Here is a 22,986-nt window from a genome sequence, read left to right on the forward strand (position 1 = left end):
CGTGAAACTGTCAAAACGCCTGTCCGCCATTGCCCCGTTCCAGGTGATGGCGATTCTGGAAAAGGCCCGCGCCTTGCAGGCGGCCGGCCATGATGTGATCCATCTGGAAGTGGGCGAGCCGGACTTCGCCACGCCGCAGACCATCGTCGATGCCGGCCGTGCGGCGCTGGCGGCGGGGCATACCTATTACACCGCGGCGCAGGGGCTGGCCGAGCTGCGCCAGGCGATTGCCGGGTTCTACCAGTCGCGCTTCGGCGTGACGGTGGCGCCGGAGCGCATCATCGTCACGCCGGGTGCGTCCGGCGCGCTGCAGATTGCCCTGTCCTTGCTGGTGGACGAAGGCGACGGCGTGTTGATGGCCGATCCGACCTATCCGTGCAACCGCCACTTCGTCAGCCTGCTCGGCGGCGTGCCGCAGACAGTGCCGGTCGGCGCGGCGACGCGTTACCAGTTGCTAGCCGACGAGCTGGACGCCAACTGGCAGCCGAACACGGTGGCGGCGATGGTGGCCACGCCGGCCAACCCGACCGGCACCGTGCTCAGCCGCGACGAGATCACCGCGCTGGCCGAACGCTGTCGCGCCCATGACGGCGCGCTGATCGTGGACGAGATCTACCAGGGGCTGACCTATGGCGCCGATTCGTTCTCGGCATTGCAGCTGGCGGACGACGCCTTCGTGATCAACAGCTTCTCCAAGTACTTCCAGATGACCGGCTGGCGACTGGGCTGGCTGGTGGTGCCGCCGGCCTATGTCGAGCCGGCGATCCGGCTGGCGCAGAATCTGTTCCTGTGCCCGCCGGCGGCGGCGCAGCACGCCGCGCTGGCGGCATTCCAGCCGGCGGTACTGGATGTACTGGAAAGCCGCCGCGCCGAGTTTGGCCGGCGGCGGGATTTCCTGCTGCAGGTGTTGCCGACGCTGGGCTGGCGCATCGACGCGGTGCCGGACGGCGCCTTCTATGTCTACGCCGACGTGTCGGCGGTGACCAATGACAGTTTTGCCTACTGCCAGCGCATACTGGACGAGGTCAATGTGGCGATTACGCCGGGGGCAGACTTCGGCAGCAACCGCGCCGGCAGCTATGTGCGCGTCGCCTACACCACCGGCATCGACCGTCTGGCCGAGGCGGTGGCGCGCATGAAGACGGTGCGCTAGCGCCGCAAAACGCTCATCCGGAAAGCGCCACCGGAATGACGCTGCACAGCAAATGCCAGGGCCGGCAAACTGCCGGCCCTGGCCAGAGGGCGACGAATCATTGCGCTGTGGCAGGCAGATGGCGCCCTGCCCCGCTACGCCCCGACTTCCTTCCACAGCTGCTCGACAATAGCTTTTAGCTGCAGCGACTCCTGCCAGCGGTCGGTGATGTCCAGCCCGTCGGCGCCGGTGATGGCATACGGCGCCGGCCCCAGCTCGCAGGTGAACGACAGCGTGTCGCCCGCCGCCGCGCGCGCTCGCCAGCTGTGCATGCCGTAGCGCCACCAGTCCTGGAACACGGCCAGCCACGGCTGGTGCTGGGCAAAGCGCAGCGGCACCTGCACCTGGTGGCCGTTGGATACCCGGCCGTGAAAACCCCAGCTGTGATCCAGAATGGTGTGCATCTGCCGCTGGTCTTCTTCCGCCGGCGGCAGCGGCAACTCGCGCGCCACCACGTAGTGCGACAGGTCGGCCAGCAGCTTGAGATTGGGCAGCTGCTGCAGCACGTCCAGCGTGAACAGCAGGTCGTTGGTCAGCCGGTAGCGGTAGGTTTCCACCAGTACCGGAAAATCCACCTGCTCCGCCAGCCGCTGCCAGCCTTCCAGCACGCGGATCGCCTCGCGCAACGTACGCGGGCGCAGGTCGGCCTGGATGGTGATGTGGTGGCAGCCGAATTCGCTGCCCAGCTCCAGCGCCGGCTGCAGGCCGTCGATGTCGCTGGGGAACACCTGGCCCTCGGCCTGCAGGCCCAGTTCGCGGGCGGTGGCCGCCAGCCGCTGCACGTGCGCGCGCTGGTAGTAGTGGTCGGTAAAACCGTCGAAGCCGGCGACGGCCAGCTGCTGCAGGTTATCCTCCACGCTGGCGGTGTGGCCGTGGGGATGGATGCGCTCCATCGCCCACATCGATTGAAAGATCAGCAACTGCTTAGACACTGGCCACTCCTTTGAGCAGGGATTTCAGACTGCTGGCCGGGTCGGCCAGCGCGGCGGTGGGCAGCGGCTTGCCGCTGCGGATCAGCAGCTCCGCCAGCTTGATGTCGCGGGCGATGCTGTTGCCGGCACCCCAGCCGCAGGCGCCCTGCAGCCGCTCCGCCGCATCAAGGTAGAACAGCAGCAGGCCGTCATCCGGCAGCGCGCGGGTCACACAGTTGGCCGCAGCCTGCAGCTGGCCGGCCAGTTGCAGGCTGTGGTCGAATTGGTCGGACCAGAACCACGGCAGCGCGGCATAGGCGTCGGCGGCGCCCAGCAGGCTGCGCGCCACGTGGCGGCCCTGCTCCTCGGCATTGCGCCAGGTTTCCAGCCGCTGCGGCTGGCCGCTGACGGGGCAGGGAAACTCGCAGGCATCGCCCACCGCGTAGATGTGCGCGTCGCTGGTGCGCAGCCGGGCATCGACGCGGATGCCGTTGCCCACCGCCAGCCCGGCGGCGGCGGCCAGCTCGGTGTTGGGCTGGATGCCGATGCCGACCAGCACCGTGTCGCAGGCCAGCAGCTCGCCATCGGCCAGCTCCACCGCGTTGACGCTGCCGTCACCACGAAAGGCCGCGATCTGGCAGCCAAGGCGCACTTCCACGCCGCGTGAGTGGTGCAGCGCCAGCAGCTTGGCGGAAATCAGCGGCGGCAAGGCGCGTGCGGCCAACCTGTCGCCGGCTTCCAGCACCGTCACCGCACAGCCCAGCTGGCGCGCGCTGGCAGCCACTTCCAGGCCGATGAAACCGCCGCCCACCACCACCAGCCGCTGCCCGGCCTGCAGCCGTGGCCGCAGCGCGGCGGCGTCGTCCAGTGTGCGCAGCAGCTGCACGCCGGCGAGATCGGCCCCCGGCAAGCTGGCCTGGCGCGCACGGCCGCCGGTGGCCAGCAGCAGCTGCTGGTAGTCCAGCTCGCGGCCGTCGTGCAGGCGAATGCGCCGCGACTGCGGCTGGATGGCGGCGACGCGCACGCCGGCCAGCCGCTCGATGGCCAGCGTCAGGTACTGCTCGGCACTGCCGATGTGGCAGGCGGCCGCCGGCTGGCTGTCCAGCAGCAGCTGCTTGGACAGCGCCGGGCGCTCGTACGGCAGGTGCGGCTCGTCGCCGATCAGCAGCAGCGGCCCGGCGTAGCCCTGTTCGCGCAGGGCCAGCGCGGCGCGGCCGCCGGCATGGCCGGCACCGACGATGATGATGGGAGCGGAATGGTTCATGGCGCGGCTCCGTTCAGGCGTCGGCCAGCGCAATCCACACCCGGCCGGCCTCCAGCTTCACCGGGTAGGTCTGCAGGTTCACGCACACCGGCGCACCCAGCGCCTTGCCGCTGCGGTAGTCGAAGCGGCCGTTGTGCTTCGGGCATTCGATGATGTGGTCCATCACCAGGCCGTCGGCCAGGTGCACCTTCTCGTGGGTGCAGGTGCCGGCGGTGGCGTAGAACTGGTCATCCGGCGCGCGGTAGATAGCATAGGTGCGGCCGGCGTGGTCAAAGCGCAGTACGTCTTCCTGTTCGATGTCGTCGACATCACAGGCGGCGATCCAGTGGCTCATGGTGGGGCTCCTCGGTGTGGGTGTCGCCGGCGCTGGCCGGCGCGGTTGTCTGGCTTCAGGCGTAGCTGCGAACGGCTTCAGGGTTGGCCGCAACGCGGTGGCTGGCCGGCAGTGGCGGCAGCTGGCGCGGGATGGTGTAGCTAGGGTCGCTGCGCTGGCGCCACAGTGCCGGAATGATCTCGCGGTAGGCGTCGGCCAGGCCGGGGTGGGCCGGCGGGCACTGCTCCTTGATCAGCGCGTGCAGCTTGGGCAGGTTGTAGAACGGCACCATCGGGAACATGTGGTGCTCCACGTGGTAGTTCATCTTCATGTACAGGAAGGCGAACAGCGGGTTGAAGATCACGGTGCGGGTGTTCAGGCGGTGGTCCAGCACGTTCTCGGCGAGGCCAGCGTGCTGGGTAATGTTGAACACCTGGGTCAGCGGCGAGCCGTAAAAGCGCGGCAGTACCACGAACATGGCCGGCAGGATGCTGCCGCTGTAGATGCAGGCGGCGATGGTGGCGGCAAAGATCAGCGTGTAGACCTGGCTGGAGCGGATCATGCGGCCGATTTCCGATGCCGGCACGAAGCTGCGGGTGGCGCTACTGACGCTGCCGCAGGCGTGGCGCACGGTGCGCGCCAGCTCGATGCTGCCGGACTTGAGGAAGAAGAAATCGGCAAACAGCCCGGCCAGGCGGATGGGGCGCGGAAAAGCGATTTCGCGATCGTTGCCGACGATGATGGTATCGGTGTGGTGGCGGGCGTGGCTCCAGCGCCAGAACACGGTTTCATGCAGCGCGAGGAAAGAGGTGAGCTGGAAGAAGAAAGTGTTCAACCAGCCGGTGCGGAACGGCGTGCCGTGCGACAGCTCGTGCGAGCCGTGCTCGCCGGCGGCATACAGCAGGCCGTACAGCAGGAAGGCCGGCACCGCCCACGGCGTGCCCCAGGCATGAAAGGCCAGCACGCCGCTGCCGAGCAAGAGTGCCAGCCAGCTGCCCAGGTACTTCAGCGCCTGCCAGTCGTCGCGCTGCATCAGCTGCTTCATCTGCTTGCGGTCCACGCTGCAGGCAAACCACTGTGCCGAGACCAGGCCGCGCGCGGCGGCCTGCTGGCCGCAGGGGCCATCGAGACTGTAGTCCCGGATTTGCTTGTTTTCTATCATTTTCTATCATCCTCCGATGTATGGTGTCGTGATGCGCCTGCTGGCGGTTACTTGTTGGCAATCAAGTGGCAGCAGGATGTAATCGAGTATAATCAGCCAGCGCCAGCGTACAATCCGGCCGCTTCACTTGACATCAATAGCTATCATTTGATGGTAAAAAGCGAATGATAGAAACCATCAAGACAAGGCAAGAAAATGGGACCGACAATGACGGATGTGGCCCGCGAGGCCGGGGTGGGCGTGGCCACGGTGGACCGGGTGATCAACAAGCGCGCCAGCGTCAGCCAGGAAACCGCCGAGCGGGTGCTGGCGGCGGCCGAGAAGCTGGGTTTTCGCCGCGCCGGCCTGATCCGCAACCGGCTTGACGAGCGCACCGCCGGCTATCGGCTGGGCTTTATCCTGCAAAAGAGCAGCACCCATTTCTACAGCGAGCTGGGCAGCGTGCTGGAGGCGGCGACCCGGACGCAGATGCAGCCTGCAGGCAAGGCGTTGGTGGCGTTTCTGGACGAGCTGACACCGGAACACGTGGTGGCCAAGCTGTACGAGTTGAGCAAGAAGGTGGACGCCATCGCGCTGGTGGCGGCCGATCACCCGCTGGTCAGCCAGGCCATCGACGACATCACGGCGCGCGGCATCCCGGTGTTCGCGCTGATTTCCGACCTCACCGCCGACAGCTGCAGCGGCTATGTCGGCATCGACCACCGCAAGGTTGGCCGCACCGCGGCGTGGGCGATTGCCGAGCTGGCGCCGGCACCGGGCAAGGTGGGGGTGATCGTCGGCAGCCACCGCTACCTGTGTCAGGAGCAGAGCGAGATGAGCTTCCGTTCCTACTTCCGCGAGTTTGCGCCGCAGTTCCAGCTGCTGGACACGCTGATCAGCCTGGAAGATATCCACCTGGCGCAGTCGGCGACGCTGGAATTGCTGAAGCAGCACCCGGACCTGACCGGTATCTATATCGCCGGCGGCGGTATCGAGGGTGTGCTGCAGGCGCTGAAGGACGGCAACCCGCCGCCGGGGCTGGTGACGGTGTGCCTGGATCTGACTGCGGTGACGCGGCAGGCGCTGATCGAGCGCCGCGTCAACATGGTGCTGTCGCACCCGCAGGAGTGGCTGGCCAGTCGACTGGTGGCGGTGATGGTGGCCGCGACTCAGGACAAGGCTACTCGTGGCTCGCTGCAGAGCAGCCTGCCGTTCATCACCTATACCCCGGCCAACGTGTAGCGGCCCCTGGCCGACAAGCCCGCCCGGCTTGTCACCACGCCGCAACGGCCACCACATCAAGCCGCACGCTGCGGGCAGCCCAAGGCTGGCGCCAGCGCGGGCTCCGTCACCCGCAAAAAAGGGCACCCAACGGGGTGCCCAAGCTTACCAAGCGGGAGACAACAACGGCTGACGACCGCGCCACAGCCGCCACCACGCAATCGCCGCGCGGGCGTCCATGGTGCCGCTCGTCAATTACGACTCTGGTAGCTCTTGTAGTTGGCCGCGGTCACCAGCTCGTACGGCACCCAGATCATGCTGGGCACCTTCTCGCCGGCTGCCAGCTTGATCGCCGCATCCACCGCACCCTTGCCCTGGGCCGCGGCATCCTGGAATACCGTTACCTTCATCTCGCCGGTCTTCATCGCGTTCAGCGCATCCTGGGTGGCGTCGATGCCGGCGACCACAGTCTTGTCCAGCTTGCCGGAAGACTTCAGCGCCTGGATCGCACCCAGCGCCATTTCGTCATTGTTGGCCACCACGGCATCGAACTTCAGGCCGGCGGTCATCCAGTTCATCACCAGATCGCGGCCTTCGGTGCGCGACCACTTGGCGGTCTGCTTTTCCACCACCTTGATGCCGTTGCACGGCGCCTTGGCCATCACCTCTTCCGCGTACCGGGTGCGCAGCCGCGCCTCCTGCGTGGCCAGATCGCCCATCATGATCACCACGCTGCCCTTGCCGTTCAGCTGGCGGCACACCTCTTTCATCTGGATGGTGCCGGACACCGAATCATCGGAGCCGACAAACGCCACTTTCGGCGGCAGGGTCTTGTCGGTGGGCATGCGGTTGACGAACACCAGCGGGATGCCGGCCGCCTGCGCCAGTTTGGTGATCTTCGGCGTGGTGCTGGTATCCACCGCGCTGACCACGATGGCGTCCACCTTCTGCGCGATGAAGTTCTGCACCTGGCTGATCTGGCGGCCAACGTCGTTCTGCGCGTCCTCCAGCTGCAGGTTCACCCCCTTCTGGCTGGCGGCGTAACTCTTCATGTTGTTGCGCAGAATGGTGAGGAAATTATTGTCGAAGGTGGCCATGGTCACGCCCAGACGGGCGGCGGAGGCCGGCATGGCCTGCATGGCGAGGGAAACCAGAACTACCGAACCTGCATGCTTGATGAAACGTTTCATTGGTGTATCTCCTGTGTTTTATTAATACCACCGCTACCTGCCGCCTTCCCGCAGGAAAGCAGGCAGGCATATGACGCTGTTTCAGACTGCTCTTGCCTTACCCGCCGCGGCACGGCACCTGCTTCGCGCCAGCCGCGGTCGGTTGTTCATCACGGCTGGATTGCCGCCTGGCCGCGGATCTCGGCCAGCGCCACCGGGCGGCGCTCGGTCACCGAGGCAATGCAGGCCAGCGCGATTTCCAGCGCCGCCTTGGCATCCGCCCCGTCCGGGCCGCTGTTGCGGCCGCTGCGCACCGAGGCGACAAAGGCGTGCAGCTCGGCGGTGTAGCCGTCAATGAAATGGTCGGTATCCAGTCGCCAGGTGTCGTTGGAAACGCCATCCTTGTCGAACAGCGTCATGCTGGAACGGCGCACGTCGCCCATGCTGACCATGCCGCCGGAGCCGAACACTTCACCGCGAATGTCGTAGCCGTACAGCGCGCTGAAGTTGGCCTCCGCCACCGCCACCGCGCCATTGTCGAAACGGATGGTGACCACCGCGGTATCCAGCAGGCCCTTGTCCTTGAAATCCGGGCGCACCAGCGCGTCGGCCACCGCGTACACCTCGGTCGCCCGGGCACCGGCGTTCAGCCACAGCAGGGTGTCGAAGTCGTGGATCAGGGTTTCGAAGAACACCGTCCACGGCGGGATGCGCGCCGGATCGGCGCCAAACGGCCCCGGGTCGCGGGTCAGCGAGCGCAGCAGCTGCGGCGTGCCAACCTTGCCGGCCTCGATCGCCGCCTTGCCTTCGGCAAAGGCGCGGTCCCAGCGGCGGTTGAAGCCCACCTGCAGCGGCACCCCGGCCTCGCGTGCGGCGGCGATGGCCAGCTCGGCATCCGCCAGCGTCAGCGCCATCGGCTTTTCGCAGAACACTGCCTTGCCGGCGCGGGCGGCGGCGACCGCCAGGTTGGTATGGAAACGTGCCGGCGAGGCGATGATCACCGCCTCGATCTCCGGGTTGGCCAGCAGTTCATCGACATCGGTATAGCTCAGCGGGCATTCCAGCTGGTCCGCCAGCCTGGCGGCGGCCCCCGGTGCCGGGTCGGCAATGGCGGCCAGGGTGGCGTTTTTCAGGCGACGGGCGACGATCTCGGCATGCGAGGCGCCGATGCGGCCGGCGCCAATCAGCGCCACTGCGACGGGTTTGGTGGAAGACATGTCTCACTCCTTGTTTTGTGGGGGATGAATGCAGCAGCGCGCTCAGGCCGACAGCGTGAAGGCGTCGCGGAAGCGGCGCAGCGCCAGCTCGTCGTCGCCGGAGGCAAACGCTTCCAGGCCGATGCTGCCGCGGTAGCCCAGCACCTGCAACGCACGGGCGATGGCCGGATAGTTGATCTCGCCGGTACCCGGCTCGCAGCGGCCGGGCACGTCGGCGACCTGGATTTCGCCGATATGCGGCAGCGCCTTGCCCAGCAGTTCGATCAGATTGCCCTCGCCGATCTGGGCGTGGTACAGGTCCAGCATCAGCTTGAGGCCGGGGCGGTTCACCGCCGCCACCAGCGCCAGGCAGTCTTCGGCGCGGGCAAACGGCACCCCCGGGTGATCCACCGCGGTGTTGAGGTTTTCCAGCACGAAGGTCACCCCTTCGCGCTCGCCCAGCTCCGCCAGTTGGTTGAGGGTGTCGCGCGCCTGCAGCCACATGGCGCCGCTGACGTGGTGCGCCGGCTGCACCGGCAGGCCTTTGTTGTCCAGCCCGGTGCCGTGCAGGTTCAGGCGCGGAATGCCCAGCGCCTTGGCCACCGGGATCGACTCGCGCGCGGTGTGCAGCAGCTGTTCGGCGCCGGCGGCATCGGCCAGCGTGCCGCGGATGTAGCCGGTCATCGACGAGAAGGTGGCACCGGTACGCGCCAGCGCATCGATGTCGTGGCGGGTCCAGTCCCAGATTTCCACCTGGAAGCCCAGCTCGTGAATGCGGTGAATACGCTCCACGATGGGTAAATCGCGAAACACCATTTCGGCACATACCGCCAGCGTGAACGGGCTGGCTTGCTGCTGATCCTGACTGCTCATCTCAATCTCCATGTGGGTTTTGTTGTGTCTGCCGCGGCATTCATGCACTGCAACCGCGCTTTGCTACCGGTTGCAAAGCAATGCGTAAAAAAAGGGGAAGCCCGACCATGACCAGTTGCACGCCTTCCCTCTGCCATTGATGCTACCGGTCGCAATTACTACTCAAGAAAGGACGGCCTGGACGGTTACCCCGTCGCCAACTTGTCGCCCCTGCTTTGCTACCGGTTGCATTGACGTTACATTAGTAGCCCGTCACAAACAAAGTCAAGAAAATTTTTTTGATTTTAATTAAAATTGGAAAATATTTTCCAAGGAGGCTCCATGAGCAAACCCAGCCGCGCGACGGCAGCCGACGTGGCCCTGGCCGCCGGCGTGTCGAAATGGACGGTGACACGGGCCTTTACCCCCGGCGCATCGATTGCCGAGCACAGCCGCGAACGCGTGTTGCAGGAAGCCGCCAAGCTGGGCTACCGCCCCAACCTGCTGGCGCGCAGCCTGACGACCAAGACCACCAATCTGGTGGCGATCCTGGTCGATGACTTTGCCAACAGCTACAAACTGCCGGTACTGGAAGTACTGACCCAGGCACTGCAGGCCGAGCAGATGGCTGCGGTGCTGATCAACATCAACCAGCACTTCGACCACCTGTCCGCCATTCTGGATGCCGACCAGCGCCAAGTGGACGCGGTGATTCTGGTCGGTACCGACTTCAAGGACGAAGCCCTGAAGCTATCGACCCTGCCCGCCTCGCGCCCGCCGCTGTATGTGCTGGCGCGGGAAAGCACCATCGCGCACATCCCGGCGGTGTCCTGCGATGCCAGCGTGTCGATGGCGGCGATCAACCAGCACCTGTGGGCACAAGGCTATCGCCGCCCCGGTTTCATGTCCGGGCCGCGCTCGCTGTCCACTGCACTGGGGCGCAAGAGCCACTTCACGGCATTCTGGCAGCAGCAAGCCGGCACCCCGGTGCCGGAGCTGGCCGCCGGCAGCTACGATCACCGGGCGGCGGCGCAAGCGCTGCGCACCTACCTGCAGCAGACACCGGCGGCCGAGCGCATCGACGTGCTGATGTGTGAAAACGATGCGCTGGCCATCGGCGCCATCGAAACCGCCAGACACGAGTTTGGCCTGCGCGTACCGCAGGATCTGGCCATTGCCGGTTACGACGGCGACGAGTTGGCCGCATCGCCGTCGTTCAACCTGACCAGCTATCGCCAGCCGCTGCAGGAGATGGTCGCGGCGCTGATCGACATGCTGAAAGGCCGCAGCGAAGCGCGCTCGATCAATCTCCCCGGCGAACTGATCATCCGCGGCTCGACCTAGCCGCGACAGCGCCTGTACGAAGCCCGCGGGCAAAGGCGTGGCGGACACACGGCCGGCAACGCCCGCCGGCGGCCGCGCCGCGGGCTACCAGCGCTGGGCGCCGTCGACGATCAGCTTGACCCCGGCCAGCAACAGGCCGGCATACGACACCCGATAGAACCACTGCCGTTGCAGGCGGCCCGCCAGATAGACCCCCAGCAGCACCCCCGCGATGCCGACCGGCAGCAGCGCCAGCGCCATGAGCATGTTGCCGCTGGAGAGCAGGTTCATCTGGTAGTACAGCGGCCACTTCATGGCATTCACCATGAAAAAGAATACCGCGCTGGTACCAGCCAGATAGCCGGGTGCCATGTTGCGCGCCAGACAGTACATCATCATCGGCGGCCCGCCCGCATGGCAGATGAAGCTGGCAAAACCCGACAGTGCCGACATCAGCCAGGCGAACGGGCGCCAGCGCCAATCGATCCCCCCGGCGGGCAGCAGCCGCTGCAGCAGGAAACACAAGGTCATGGCACCGACCAGCACCGACACCACGGCCAGGCTCACCACGCTGAGCAGCAACCAGCCCAGCAACACACCGCACAGCCCCGCCGGCAGGCAGTGCTTCAGCACCGCGCCATCCACCGACTTGCGCAGTGAAAACACGCTGACCATGTCCATCACCAGCAGCAAGGGCAGCATCACCGCCGCCGCCTGCGTGATCGGCATCGCCAACGCCATCAGCGGCGTGGCAAAGGCCCCGAAGCCATTGGCAAAGCCACTCTTGCTCAGCCCCATCAGCAGCACGGAGGCAATGGCGGCCGGTAGCCAGTCAGCGAGCATCACTTGCGCCTTTCATCGTGCCAGTGCCTCGCGGCGGGGCGTTGTCACGCACCGTCATGTCGCGGCCCTGTCGCGTGCCCCGGCCGTTGCCGGCCGGCACCGCCGTGGAAAAAAATAGCCACCCCGCAGGGTGGCAAAAACACAAACGCCTTGGGAGAGTTGCGTCCGTCTTACTTCATCGTTGGCATCGCGAATTCGGCGCCGGCGCGGATGCCAGTTGGCCAGCGGCTGGTGACCGCCTTCATGCGGGTATAGAAGCGCACCCCTTCCGGGCCGTGCATGTGATGGTCGCCGAACAGCGACGCTTTCCAGCCGCCGAAGCTGTGGAACGCCATCGGCACCGGCAGCGGCACGTTGATGCCGACCATGCCGACCTGGATGCGGTGCACGAATTCGCGCGCCGAATCGCCGTCGCGGGTAAAGATGGCGGTGCCGTTGCCGAAGGCGTGGTTGTTGATCATCTCCACCGCCTCGTTGAAGCTGTCGACACGCACCACGCACAGCACCGGCCCGAAGATTTCTTCCTGGTAGATGACCATGTCGGTGCTGACGTTGTCGAACAGGCAGCCGCCGAGGAAGAAACCGTCCTCGCAGCCCGGCACGGAGAGGCCGCGACCATCCACCACCAGTCTGGCGCCCTCTTCCACGCCGCGGGCGATATAGCCGCTGACCTTGTCGAGATGGGTGCGCGTCACCAGCGGGCCCATTTCCGACTGCGGATCGTTGCCGGGGCCGACTTTCAGTGTCTTGAGACGGGTTGCCAGTTTTTCCACCAGCGCGTCGGCGACATTGCCGACCGCCACCGCCACCGAGATCGCCATGCAGCGCTCGCCGGCCGAGCCGTAGGCGGCGCCCATCAGAGCGTCGACGGTCTGTTCCAGATCGGCATCCGGCATCACCACCATGTGGTTCTTGGCGCCGCCCAGTGCCTGCACGCGCTTGCCGTGGCGGGCACCGGTTTCGTAGATGTACTGCGCAATCGGGGTGGAGCCGACAAAGCTCACCGCCTGCACGTCCGGGTGGGTCAGCAGGCCGTCCACCGCCAGCTTGTCGCCCTGCAGCACGCCGAACACGCCGTCCGGCAGGCCGGCTTCTTTCAGCAGTTCGGCAATCAGCAACGCCGCCGACGGATCACGTTCCGACGGCTTCAGGATGAAGCAGTTGCCGCAGGCCAGCGCCACCGGGAACATCCACATCGGCACCATCGCCGGGAAGTTGAACGGGGTGATGCCGGCGACCACGCCCAGCGGCTGGCGCATGCTCCAGGCGTCGATGCCGCGGCCAACCTGTTCGGTGTACTCGCCCTTCAGCAGCTGCGGAATGCCGCAGGCGAACTCCACCACTTCCAGGCCGCGGGCGACTTCGCCCAGCGCATCGGAATGCACCTTGCCGTGCTCGCTGGAGATGATGGCGGCCAGCTCGTGCTGGCGCGCTTCCAGCAACTCCTTGAACTTGAACATCACGCGGGAGCGGCGCAACGGCGAGGTATCGGCCCAGGCCGGGAAGGCGGCCTTGGCGGCGGCGACGGCGGCGTTGACATCGGCATTGTCGGCCAGCAGCACGTCGGCTTGTGCCTGGCCAGTGGCCGGGTTGTACACCGTGCTGGTGCGGCTGCTGTGACCGGCGGTTTGCTGGCCGTTGATGAAGTGGCTAAGGATGCGGTTCATGTCGTTTTGTCCTGTGCTGGCGGGCAATAGTCTGCCCCGGCAGCCCGCGTGCGGGTCTGCCTGTGGTCTGTTCTGGGTCGTGGGGGTTCGGTTTACGGCTTGGCGATGATCCACTCGTGTGCCGGGTCGTTCTTGAAGCACCATTCGCGCTTCGGGCCGGCCATCACGTTGAGGTAGTAGGACTCGTAGCCGTAGGGCACGGACACCGGGTGGTAGCCTTCCGGCACCATCACCACGTCGTGGTCTTCCACCGCCATCGATTGGTCGATGCGGCGGTCGTCGGTGTACACGCGCTGGAAGGCAAAGCCCTGCGCCGGGTTCAGCCGGTGGTAGTAGGTTTCTTCCAGCACGCTTTCTTCCGGCAGTGCGTCGCGGTCGTGCTTGTGCGGCGGGTAGCTGGACGAGTGGCCGGACGGGGTGCGCACTTCCACCACCAGCAGGCCGTCGGCCGGCTCGCCCTGCGGCAGGATGTCGGTGACGTAGCGGGTGTTGGCATCCTTGCCGCGCACGCTGCGCTGCATGCTGTCCGGGGTGATCAGCCGTGCCGGGTGGTTGCCGGCGGACGGCGCCGAGCAGAACGCCACTTCGGCAGCGCTCTCGGCGGTCACTTCCACCGCCACGCCCGGCGGCGCGTACACCGCGTACGGCGCCATGTCGTCGAACACGCTCTGCCGTTCGCCCAGGTGCGTCCACTGCTGCTCGCCCACCCTGACGCAGGCCTTGCCGGCCAGAATCACCACACAGCACTCGCGGCCTGGCTGCTGCCACACTTCGCGTTCCTGTGCGGCCAACTTGACGGCGCGAAAGCCGACATGGGTCCAGCCTGCCGACGCCGGGGTCACTTCCACCAGCGGCTTGCCTACCTGGTCTGCCTTAACCAGCAAATTCATGCCTTCTCTCCTCAGGACAGGCCGGCAACCAGCCCGGACAGGGTGTTGAAGCCCTTCTGTGCATATTCGTAGCTCGGCGCGATGGTCGGATCCTGCTCCGCTTCCACCACCAGCCAGCCCTGGTAACCGTGCTGCGCCAGACGCGCCAGGATGGGCCCGAACTGGATGTCGCCGTCGCCGGGCACGGTAAAGGCGCCGTTGAGCACCGACTGCAAAAAGCTCCAGCTGCCGTTGCGGGCGCGGCGGATCACTTCGGCACGCACATCCTTGCAGTGCACGTGCACCACGCGGTCGATGTGCTTGTTCAGTTCGGTCAGCGGATCGCCGCCGGCAAAGCGCATGTGGCCGGCATCGAACAGCAGGCCCACTTCCGGCCCGGTCAGCGCCATCAGCTTATCGACGTCGGACGGATGCTCGACGTAGGCGCCCATGTGGTGATGGTAGGCCAGCTTGATGCCGCGTGACGCCAGGTGGCGGCCGAACTGGTTCAGCTTGGCGGCGTACTGCTGCCAGGCTTCCTCGCTGGTAAAGGTTGGCCGCTTGTACAGCGGGGTGTCGATCTGGCCCTGGATGGAGCCGGCCACCTCGCCGTACACCATCACCTGGCAACCGCTTTCCACCAGCAGGCGCAGATGGTTTTCCACGCTGGCGATTTCCTCCTCCACCGAACGCTCGGCCAGCTGGCCGGAATACCAGCCGGACACGCAGGCCACGCCGTACGGTGCCAGCACCGCCTTCAGCGCCGCCGCGTCACGCGGAAACTTGTTGCCCAGCTCGAAGCCCTGATAACCGATCTCGCTGCCTTCGCGCAGGATGGTGTCCAGCGTCACGTCACCGCCCAGCGACGGCAGGTCATCGTTGCACCAGGAAATCGGGTTGATGCCGATCTTTACCTTGAAAGTGGAAGTCATAGTGTTGTCCGTGTCTTTGCTTGCTGTTGTCGTTAGCGGCCGTGATGGCGTGCTTACTGCTGGGCCTGGCGCCGTTGCGCCTGCCAGATATCGATCAGGGTTTCAAAATTGTGACGGGCGGCGGCGATCAGGCCGGCGTCGTCGATCTGGCCGGCCAGCCAGCGCTGCGACGGTTCCTGGAACAGGGTGCGGCCAACCATGAAGCCACGGCAGCTGCGGCTGTTGCGTGCCTGCTCGAAGCCCTTGCGCAACTCGCCAACCGGCGCGTTCAGCCCCAGCAGCACCACGCCGCGGCAGTACGGATCGCGCTGTTCCAGCAGGGTGTCGATGTCCTGCCACTGCTCGGCGCTCATCGACTCCAGCTTCCACCATTCCGGGTAGATGCCGAGGTTGTAGAAGCGCTTCAGCGCGCGCAGCACGGTGTCCGGCTGTTGCGGCAGCTTCCGGGACGGGATCACCTCCAGCAGCAGCTCGTGGCCGCTGAGCTGTGCCATCTGGTACACGGCGCGCACCTGCGCCTCCTGCTCCAAACGGTTGCCGACTTCATCGTCCGGGTGGTACTGCACCAGGCACTTGATGATGTGTTCCTGCGGCCAGATTTCCAGCCGTGCCGCCAGCGCGCGGCCGTGGTCGAATTCCAGCGGGTTGGAGCCGGGCAGCTCGATCGGGCGGCCGATCCACCAGCCGCGGCCGGTGGCGGCGTACATCGCGTCCTCGCCGTAGCGGTCGTCGACCAGGATGCCGGTGCGGCCCTGCAGGCCACTGGCGGCCTCGGTCTGTGCCACTGCCTGCACCAGCAGCGTTTTCAGCTGCGAGATGCGGCTTTCCGGCACGCCGTTCTGCCGGGCCAGCTCGAAGAACTGGTTGCGGTGGTCAAAGGCGAACACGCACAGGTTGTCCCACTGCTTGCGCTTGACGCTGACGCGGTGCAGCCGGGCCAGGGTCGGGTCTTCTGCCGGGCGCAGCGGCGTTACCGCCAGACCCAGGAAGTAGTCCAGCTCCGCCGGGGTCGGCATCGCCACCGAGCAGCCGTGGCGCGACACCACCAGCGCGCCGCAGGCATTGGCACGGCGGCAGCAGCTGGCGTAGTCCTCGCCCCGCAGCCACGCCGACAGGAAACCGGACAGGAAGGCGTCGCCGGCACCGAGCACGTTCATCACTTCCACCTGCGCACCGCTGATGGTGAAGGCGTCGTCGATGTCGGCCGGGATGTCGCCGTCGATCACCGCGCAGCCCAGCGGGCCGCGCTTGACCACCAGCACCGCCTGCGGCGCCAGCTGGCGCACCACTTGCAGGCAGTCCAGCAGCGCCGGCTTGCCGCCGGCGATCAGGAATTCTTCTTCGGTGCCGACGATCAGGTCGAACAGCGGCAGCACCGATTGCAGGTGGGCGCTGACGGCATCGTCGGCAATGAAACGCTGCTCGCCGTCACCGCGGCCGGTCAGGCCCCACAGCACCGGACGGTAGTCGATGTCCAACACGGTGCGCACATTGTGCTTGCGGGCAAAACCGAGCGCCTTGCGGCTGGCGGCGTTCACCTTTTCGGTGGACAGGTGGGTGCCGGTAATCAGCAGGCTCTTGCTGCTGGCGATGAAGGCTTCGTCGATGTCGTCTTCGCACAGCGCCATGTCGGCGCAGTTCTCGCGGTAGAACAAGAGCGGAAAGGTGTCGCGGTCCTTGATGCCCAGCAGCACCACGCCGGTCAGCCGCTGCGCGTCGATCTTCACCTGGCTGATGTCACAGCCTTCCTTCTCCAGCGTTTCCAGCAGGAAGCGCCCCATCTGCTCGTCGCCGACCCGCGACAGCATCGCCGACTTCAGCCCCAGACGGGCGGTACCGAAGGCGATATTGGCAGAGGAACCACCAAGGTATTTGGCAAAGCTGCTCGCATCCTCCAGACGTGCACCCAGCTGGCGGGCGTACAGGTCAACTGCCAGTCGCCCCAGGCAAATCACGTCGAGGTTACGGTCGGGTGCAAAGGATGTCTGGTTTTGCATGGTGTCCATTCCGTTGGTTTCAGAAGGTCAGTGGCGCCGGCTCCGGCATCTGCGCAGGGGTGTCGCCGTTGGCTACTGTCTTGCAACAAGATTAATCCTGCCCCGCCATGAATGCAACTTTTTTTTCGTATTTATTTTCTACTAGAAATTAATTTCTGAAATATTTTTTTCAAAACGCCAGCTTTCGTTTTAAGATGTAACCATCAACCTACAAGGTCAAAACAGCATATGAGCAACGGAATCACTGCCGATCAACTCATGCAGCGCATTTCTGAGGAGTACGAAGGCCTCAGCAAGCAACTAAAGGTCATCGCCAAGTACATCGAGGAACACCGCCCGACGCTGGTGCTGGAGCGCATTACCGACATCGCCCAGGCCTGCGAGGTGCAGCCGTCTGCCATCGTGCGCTTTGCGCAACGCTTCGGTTTCAGTGGTTTCAGTGACATGCAGGCACTGTTCCGCGATTCGTTCGCGCCGGCGCAGGGCAACGTCAACAACTACCAGAAGCGGATCCGCACTGTCATTGCCAGCCAGGACACCCCGCTCTCCAACACCGAGCTGACGCAGAGCTTTCTTTCCGCCTGCCAGCAGGGGCTGGACGAACTAAGCCAGTCGCTGGATCCGGCGGCGATCGACGCCGCGGTGGAGCTGTTGTACAAGGCAGAAAACATCTACGTGGTCGGCGTGCGCCGCATGTTTCCGATCGCGTCCTATGTCTGCTATGCACTGCAGCACACACAGAAACGGGTACACCTGATCTCCGGCCTCGGCGGCATGTACCACGATCAGGTGCGCAGCATCCGTGAAAACGACCTGATGATCGCGATCAGCTTCCAGCCTTACGGCCGCGAAACCCGCTACTGCGCCCGCGTCGCCAGCCAGAACAAGGCCAAGCTGCTGGTGATCAGCGACAGCAAGATGAGCCCGCTGGCGCGCAACGCCAGCACCGTGCTGACGGTCAAGGAAGGCACCGCCTTCGCCTTCCGCTCGATGAGCAGCACCATCAGCCTTTGCCAGGCCCTGTTCATTGCCCTGTCTTACCGGCTGGAACTGGTGATTGAAGAGACGCAGGACGCCGGGGCTTATGACGACTGACCAGGATGGCGGCCAGGATCAGGCCGGCGCCTAGCCACTGCAGCCCCGTCATCACCGAACCGAACCACCAGCTGGCCAGCAGCGCCGTCCACACCGGCTCCAGCAGCAGGATGAAGGCGGCCCGGGCGATCGGCATCTTGCCCTGCCCCCAGTTCTGCAGCAGGAAACGCAGACAGGTCGCCAAGAGGATGCTGGCCAGCAGCCAGTGCCCGCTGGCCAGCAGCGCAGGCCACGACCACTTCTCCCCCGGCACGCTCCCCAACAGACACATCACTCCCACCATCAAGAGCTGCAGCGCGGTGGCAGGCAGCGCCGGCACCCGCGCCATGAAATGGCTGTTGAGGCTGAGATAGGCGGCGGAACACAGCGCGAACGCCAGAAACAGCCAGTCCGACGCGTGCAGGCCGCCACCGGCACGCAGCGACATGCAGGCCATGCCCAGCCCCGCCAGCGCCATCGACCCCCACGCCGCCCGGCTCAGCTGCGTGCCCAGCAGCAGGCGGCTGGCAAACGGCGCCAGCACCACCCCCATGCTGCAGATGAAGGCCGCCACGCCCAGGTTGCTGCTGTGCTGCAAGCCCTTGATCCACAGCATCATCGACACCCCGAACAGCAGGCCGCAGCCCAAGGTTGGCCGCAATGCCCGGCGCGGCAGCACCGCCCCGCGCCAGCGGCCCAGCAAGAACAGCAGCAGGCCGGCCGTGCCGAAACGCAGGCCCATGAACAGCAACGGCGGCAGCTGCTGCAATACCTGCTTCGAAAACAGCCAGCCGCTGGCTGCCAGCAACGTCACCAGTAGCAACACCGCATCCGCCGCCGCCACCTTGCCTACCCTTGCCTGATCCAAGAACACTTACCCGCAAAAACCCCGCCGCAGCGGGGTGTACCAATGACAAAGGCCCGGGAAGCCCGGGCCGCGTACAAGGTTGGCCGCAATGCGGCCAACCTTGAAAAAACAATCAGCTGCGACGATGACGCTGACGATACTGGTCGGCTACCACCGCCACCACGATGATCACACCTTTGACGATTTCCTGATAGTAGGCGTCGATGCGCAGGAAGGTGAAGCCGGAGGTCACCACCCCGAGGATCAGCACGCCGATCACGGTACCGGTGATCTTGCCGAGGCCGCCGTTGAGCGAGGTGCCACCGATGACTGCCGCGGCAATCGCGTCCAGTTCGTACATCATGCCCATGCCGGCCTGACCGGATACAGCGCGGGAGGAGGTCACCACCCCGGCGAGGCCCGACAGCAGACCGGCCACCGCGTACACCACCACCAGATGGCGCCCGACATTGATGCCGGACACCCGTGCCGCGGCGCGGTTGGCACCGATGGCGTAGGTGTACTTGCCGTAGCGGGTGTAGCTGAGGATCACGTGGAACAGCGCGGCCACACCGAGGAAGATCAGGACCGGCGTCACGCCGCTGCCGATTTCGGCGTAGCTGTCGGACAGCATGCTGATCGGTTCGCCTTCGGTATACCACTTGGCCAGGCCACGGGCGGTCACCATCAGGCCCAGCGTCGCGATGAACGGCGGGATCGCGGTCTTGGCAATCACGAAGCCATTGAGCAGGCCACAAGCCAGCCCCACCACCAGGCCGGACAGCAGCGGCACCACCATCGGCAGGTCGGTCAGCGACGGGAACACCGCGCGGCCGAATTCCGAGGTTTGCGCCAGACTGGCCGACACCATGGCGGTGAGCGCCACCACCGAGCCGGACGACAGGTCAATGCCGCCCATGATGATGATCTGGGTCACCCCCACCGCGATGATGCCGATCACCGACACCTGCAGGATCATCACCAGCAGGCGATCCTTGTTGGCCAGAAAGCTTTGTCCGACCAGGAACCAGCCCAGAATTTCGAAGATCAGCGCCACACCGAGCAGCACCATGAAAATCCGTGCCTCGGCAGGGATCCTGAATTTGCTCAGCGGCCCTTTGTCGAGCTTGTCGATCGTGCCGGTATTCGCGATAGCCATCGTTCCATCCTCCATGTTTGTCTTGTGGCACTGTGACAGTGCTTACTGCTGTTAGCGTTGTGCTGGCGCGGCGCTTTAGCTGGCGGCCAGTTGCATGATGCTGACCTGGTCGGCGTCGGCGCGATCGAGGATGCCGGTCACCCGGCCGCCGTGCATCACCATGATGCGATCGCTCATGCCCAACACTTCCGGCAATTCCGACGAGATCATGATCACCGCCACGCCCTGCCCCGCCAGCTTGGAAATCAGGCGGTGGATCTCGGCCTTGGCGCCGACGTCGATGCCACGGGTCGGCTCGTCCAGGATCAGGATGCGCGGATTGGTCAGCAGCCAGCGGCCGATCAGCACCTTCTGCTGGTTGCCGCCGGACAGGTTCTCCACCCGTTCGTACAGCCCCGGTGCCTTCACCCGCAACGTCGCCGCCATGCTTTCGCACAGCTGGTCGATCGTCTTCTGGTGCACGAAACCGGCGGTGAGGTGATCGTCGTTCAGCACCGAGATCTGCATGTTCTCCAGGATGCTGAGATTGAGGAAACAGCCGGTGTCCTTGCGGTCTTCGGTGAGGAAGGCCATGCCCTGCGCCATCGCCACCTGCGGCGAATCGACCGTCACCGCCTTGCCGAAAATGCTGATGCTGCCGGCGCTGGCCGGGGTCACCCCGAACAGCGTCTCCGCCACATTGCTGCGGCCGGAGCCGATCAGGCCGGCGACGCCGAGAATCTCGCCCTGGCGCACCTCGAAGCTCACGTCGCTGAAGACGCCGTCCAGGGTCAGGCCCCGTACCGTCAGCGCCACGTCGCCGATCTTGGCGGGCTCCTTGGGGAACATCTCGGTGATCTCGCGGCCAACCATCATGCTGATGATCTCGTCGCGCTCCAGGCGCTCGGCCTGCTTGCAGCCGATGAAACGGCCGTCACGGAATACGGTGACTTCGTCGGCGATTTCCGCCAGCTCGTTCATCTTGTGGGTGATGTAGATGATGCCCTTGCCCGCCGCGCGCAGCTCGCGAATGATGCGGAACAGGTGCGACACCTCGTGCTCGGTCAGCGCCGAGGTCGGCTCGTCCATGATCAGCACATCGGAGTCGTAGGACACTGCCTTGGCGATTTCCACCATCTGGCGGGCGGAAATGCTGAGGTCGATGATGTTGCTTTCCGGATCCAGCTCGATGGACAGTTGTTGCAGCAGCTCGCGCGTCATCTGGTTCATGCGGCCGTGATCGACCAAGCCCAGACGGTTCAGCGGCTCGCGGCGGATCCAGATGTTTTCCGCCACGCTCATGTACGGCATCAGGTTCAGCTCCTGATGGATCATGGCGATGCCGTGTTCCAGCGCATCCAGCGGCGACTTCAGCACGATGTCGCGGCCACGCAGGCGGAAGACGCCCTTGTCCGGCTCGTGCACCCCGGCCAGGATTTTCATCAGCGTGGATTTGCCGGCGCCGTTTTCGCCCATCAGGGCGTGCACGGTGCCCGGACGCAGGCGGAAGGAGGCATTGTCCAGCGCCACCACACCCGGAAACGTCTTGCGGACACCTTCCACTTCGATCAGCAGGGTCGCTTCCGGCTGTGATGTTGCGGCGGCCTCGGCAGCCGCGGCGACAACTTTCTCTGGTGCTAAACTCAACATGACTCGTGTTCCTTTGCAGCGCCGCAGCGGGTCGCCTGCCCCCACCGCGGCAACACAGACAATCAGTTACGCGCTTCGTAGGACTTCAGGTTGGCCGGGGTCACCAGCTCGAACGGAATGTAGTTCATCGACGGTACTTTTTCGCCGCGGCCGAGCTTCAGTGCGGTGTCGATGGCGCCACGGCCCTGGCCGGCGGCATTCTGGAACACGGTGACTTTCAGGTCGCCGGACTTCATCGCGGTCAGCGCGTCGCGGGTGGCATCGACACCGGCGACGATGGTACCGTTCAGGCGCTTGGCGGATTTCAGCGCCTGGATCGCGCCCAGCGCCATTTCGTCATTGTTGGACACCACCGCGTCAAATTTCACGCCGGCGCTGAGCCAGTTCATCATCAGGTCGCGGCCTTCGGTGCGCGACCACTTGGCGGTCTGCTTCTCCACGATCTTGATGCCCTTGCACGCCGGGGTGGCAATCACGTCTTCCACGTCCTTGGTGCGCATGCGCGCAGCCTGGTTGGACAGGTCACCCATCATCACCACGATGTTGCCCTTGCCGCCCATCTGGCGGCACACCTCTTTCATCTGCAGGGTGCCGGACTCCACCTCGTTGGAACCGACAAACGCCACCTTGGCCGGCAGCACGCGGTCGGCCGGCAGGCGGTTCACGTACACCAGCGGGATGCCGGCAGCCGACACCATCTTGGTGATTTTGGGTGTCACTTCGGTATCCACCACGTTCACCACGATGGCGTCCACGCGCTGGGCGATGAAGTTCTGTACCTGGGAGATCTGACGACCGATGTCGTTCTGCGCATCTTCAAACTGGACGCTGACGTCCTTCTGGCTGCCGGCGTGGGACTTCATGCTGTTGCGCAATACGGTCAGGAAGTTGTCGTCAAAAGCCGACATGGTGACGCCGATCTTGGCGGCAGAGGCAGGCATGGCGGCGGTGGCCAGTGCAACGAATACAGCAGAACCAGCAAGCTTGGTAATACGTTTCATCGGTGTGTCTCCTGTGTTTTTTTGATTTGCTACCGGGCCGTTGAGTGCCGTGTCAGTTGCGAGCAACTCCAGCGGCGTCTTCGGCAAATCCGTATTGCTAAGATAAGTGTTGCCGCCGACAATTGCAAATAAAATTTCACATAAAAATTTAAGTAGAAATTTATTTCTACAAAGCCACCACACCATGCCTCGGGCATCGGGCGGCGTGCCCGCCGCCAGCGACACCCGGCAGCAGAAAACCGCCGCGCCCGACCCCGCCGGTGCTACCGCGACAGCGCATGGGCAGCCGCTGCCTCAGGCGAGCTGTCACCCGCCGCCGCCGCAAACGCCGCGAACTGCACGCCACCACGGCAAGCGCTTGCGGCCAACCTTTGTCGCCAAGGTTG

At 65.2% G+C, this 22,986-nt stretch carries 20 protein-coding genes; 4 read left to right on the forward strand and 16 right to left on the reverse strand.

The features are described 5' to 3' along the window. Window position 1: 1 nt before the first annotated feature. On the forward strand, window positions 2-1,153 hold the full coding sequence (locus C8E02_RS10470) for a pyridoxal phosphate-dependent aminotransferase (protein ID WP_211329218.1): 1,152 nt from the start codon (window positions 2-4) through the stop codon (window positions 1,151-1,153). A gap of 134 nt (window positions 1,154-1,287) precedes the next feature. On the opposite strand, the gene C8E02_RS10475 is transcribed toward C8E02_RS10470, so the two are convergent. Genes C8E02_RS10475 through C8E02_RS10490 form a run of 4 tightly spaced genes read right to left on the reverse strand, consistent with a single transcriptional unit; the run spans window position 1,288 to window position 4,842 of the window. Beyond that, a complete protein-coding gene (locus C8E02_RS10475) occupies window positions 1,288-2,124 on the reverse strand; it encodes a sugar phosphate isomerase/epimerase family protein (protein WP_245961123.1) in 837 nt (278 codons plus the stop codon). Continuing rightward, a complete protein-coding gene (locus tag C8E02_RS10480; RefSeq protein ID WP_120810733.1) occupies window positions 2,117-3,367 on the reverse strand; it encodes an NAD(P)/FAD-dependent oxidoreductase in 1,251 nt (416 codons plus the stop codon). The genes C8E02_RS10475 and C8E02_RS10480 overlap by 8 nt, the downstream gene beginning before the upstream one ends. Before the next feature lie 13 nt (window positions 3,368-3,380). Beyond that, the gene (locus C8E02_RS10485) at window positions 3,381-3,701 is read right to left on the reverse strand and encodes a MocE family 2Fe-2S type ferredoxin (protein ID WP_120810734.1); all 321 of its coding nucleotides are present in this window, start codon (window positions 3,699-3,701) and stop codon (window positions 3,381-3,383) included. Between the two features lie 55 nt (window positions 3,702-3,756). Next, window positions 3,757-4,842 carry a fatty acid desaturase gene (locus C8E02_RS10490; RefSeq protein ID WP_120810735.1) on the reverse strand — a complete coding sequence of 362 codons (1,086 nt, stop codon included), beginning with the start codon at window positions 4,840-4,842 and terminating at the stop codon, window positions 3,757-3,759. Between the two features lie 207 nt (window positions 4,843-5,049). Between C8E02_RS10490 and C8E02_RS10495 the strand changes: the two genes are divergently transcribed. Beyond that, window positions 5,050-6,063 (forward strand): LacI family DNA-binding transcriptional regulator, encoded by a 1,014-nt coding sequence (locus C8E02_RS10495; RefSeq protein WP_245961124.1) that lies wholly within the window; start codon window positions 5,050-5,052, stop codon window positions 6,061-6,063. Window positions 6,064-6,293: 230 nt separating this feature from the next. On the opposite strand, the gene C8E02_RS10500 is transcribed toward C8E02_RS10495, so the two are convergent. From C8E02_RS10500 to C8E02_RS10510, 3 genes are all read right to left on the reverse strand, one after another. Further along, window positions 6,294-7,232 (reverse strand): sugar ABC transporter substrate-binding protein, encoded by a 939-nt coding sequence (locus C8E02_RS10500; protein WP_120810737.1) that lies wholly within the window; start codon window positions 7,230-7,232, stop codon window positions 6,294-6,296. 149 nt (window positions 7,233-7,381) lie between these two features. Then, on the reverse strand, window positions 7,382-8,428 hold the full coding sequence (locus C8E02_RS10505) for a Gfo/Idh/MocA family oxidoreductase (protein ID WP_120810738.1): 1,047 nt from the start codon (window positions 8,426-8,428) through the stop codon (window positions 7,382-7,384). A 42-nt stretch (window positions 8,429-8,470) separates the two neighbouring features. Beyond that, a complete protein-coding gene (locus C8E02_RS10510; RefSeq protein ID WP_120810927.1) occupies window positions 8,471-9,280 on the reverse strand; it encodes a TIM barrel protein in 810 nt (269 codons plus the stop codon). A 321-nt stretch (window positions 9,281-9,601) separates the two neighbouring features. On the opposite strand from C8E02_RS10510, the gene C8E02_RS10515 reads away from it, so the two are divergent. Beyond that, window positions 9,602-10,603, forward strand: coding sequence for a LacI family DNA-binding transcriptional regulator (locus C8E02_RS10515; protein WP_120810739.1), 1,002 nt, complete (start codon window positions 9,602-9,604; stop codon window positions 10,601-10,603). A gap of 84 nt (window positions 10,604-10,687) precedes the next feature. On the opposite strand, the gene C8E02_RS10520 is transcribed toward C8E02_RS10515, so the two are convergent. From C8E02_RS10520 to C8E02_RS10540, 5 genes are all read right to left on the reverse strand, one after another. Continuing rightward, window positions 10,688-11,425 (reverse strand): sulfite exporter TauE/SafE family protein, encoded by a 738-nt coding sequence (locus C8E02_RS10520; RefSeq protein ID WP_120810740.1) that lies wholly within the window; start codon window positions 11,423-11,425, stop codon window positions 10,688-10,690. A 170-nt stretch (window positions 11,426-11,595) separates the two neighbouring features. After that, a complete protein-coding gene (locus C8E02_RS10525; protein WP_120810741.1) occupies window positions 11,596-13,092 on the reverse strand; it encodes a CoA-acylating methylmalonate-semialdehyde dehydrogenase in 1,497 nt (498 codons plus the stop codon). Between the two features lie 92 nt (window positions 13,093-13,184). Beyond that, on the reverse strand, window positions 13,185-13,982 hold the full coding sequence (iolB, locus tag C8E02_RS10530) for a 5-deoxy-glucuronate isomerase (protein ID WP_120810742.1): 798 nt from the start codon (window positions 13,980-13,982) through the stop codon (window positions 13,185-13,187). Window positions 13,983-13,993: 11 nt separating this feature from the next. After that, window positions 13,994-14,893 carry a myo-inosose-2 dehydratase gene (gene iolE / locus C8E02_RS10535; RefSeq protein ID WP_120810743.1) on the reverse strand — a complete coding sequence of 300 codons (900 nt, stop codon included), beginning with the start codon at window positions 14,891-14,893 and terminating at the stop codon, window positions 13,994-13,996. Window positions 14,894-14,946: 53 nt separating this feature from the next. After that, window positions 14,947-16,890, reverse strand: coding sequence for a bifunctional 5-dehydro-2-deoxygluconokinase/5-dehydro-2-deoxyphosphogluconate aldolase (locus C8E02_RS10540; protein ID WP_120810928.1), 1,944 nt, complete (start codon window positions 16,888-16,890; stop codon window positions 14,947-14,949). A 258-nt stretch (window positions 16,891-17,148) separates the two neighbouring features. Here C8E02_RS10540 and C8E02_RS10545 point away from each other — a divergent pair, with 258 nt between their 5' ends. Beyond that, the gene (locus tag C8E02_RS10545; RefSeq protein WP_245961125.1) at window positions 17,149-17,985 is read left to right on the forward strand and encodes a MurR/RpiR family transcriptional regulator; all 837 of its coding nucleotides are present in this window, start codon (window positions 17,149-17,151) and stop codon (window positions 17,983-17,985) included. Here C8E02_RS10545 and C8E02_RS10550 read toward each other — a convergent pair. The 4 genes from C8E02_RS10550 to C8E02_RS10565 all read right to left on the reverse strand — a co-directional run bounded on the left by C8E02_RS10550 (window position 17,915) and on the right by C8E02_RS10565 (window position 22,600). Continuing rightward, entirely contained in the window at window positions 17,915-18,832 is a 918-nt protein-coding gene (locus C8E02_RS10550) for a DMT family transporter (RefSeq protein ID WP_170152140.1), read from the reverse strand. The two genes, C8E02_RS10545 and C8E02_RS10550, sit on opposite strands and share 71 nt — an antisense overlap. Before the next feature lie 112 nt (window positions 18,833-18,944). Then, entirely contained in the window at window positions 18,945-19,970 is a 1,026-nt protein-coding gene (locus C8E02_RS10555; protein ID WP_120810746.1) for an ABC transporter permease, read from the reverse strand. A gap of 75 nt (window positions 19,971-20,045) precedes the next feature. Next, window positions 20,046-21,599 carry a sugar ABC transporter ATP-binding protein gene (locus tag C8E02_RS10560; RefSeq protein WP_120810747.1) on the reverse strand — a complete coding sequence of 518 codons (1,554 nt, stop codon included), beginning with the start codon at window positions 21,597-21,599 and terminating at the stop codon, window positions 20,046-20,048. A gap of 62 nt (window positions 21,600-21,661) precedes the next feature. Then, complete coding sequence (locus tag C8E02_RS10565) at window positions 21,662-22,600, reverse strand: sugar ABC transporter substrate-binding protein (protein WP_120810748.1); 939 nt, start codon at window positions 22,598-22,600, stop codon at window positions 21,662-21,664. Window positions 22,601-22,986 lie beyond the last annotated feature (386 nt).

Source organism: Vogesella indigofera, from assembly GCF_003633895.1.
GTDB classification, from domain to species: Bacteria; Pseudomonadota; Gammaproteobacteria; order Burkholderiales; family Chromobacteriaceae; genus Vogesella; species Vogesella indigofera.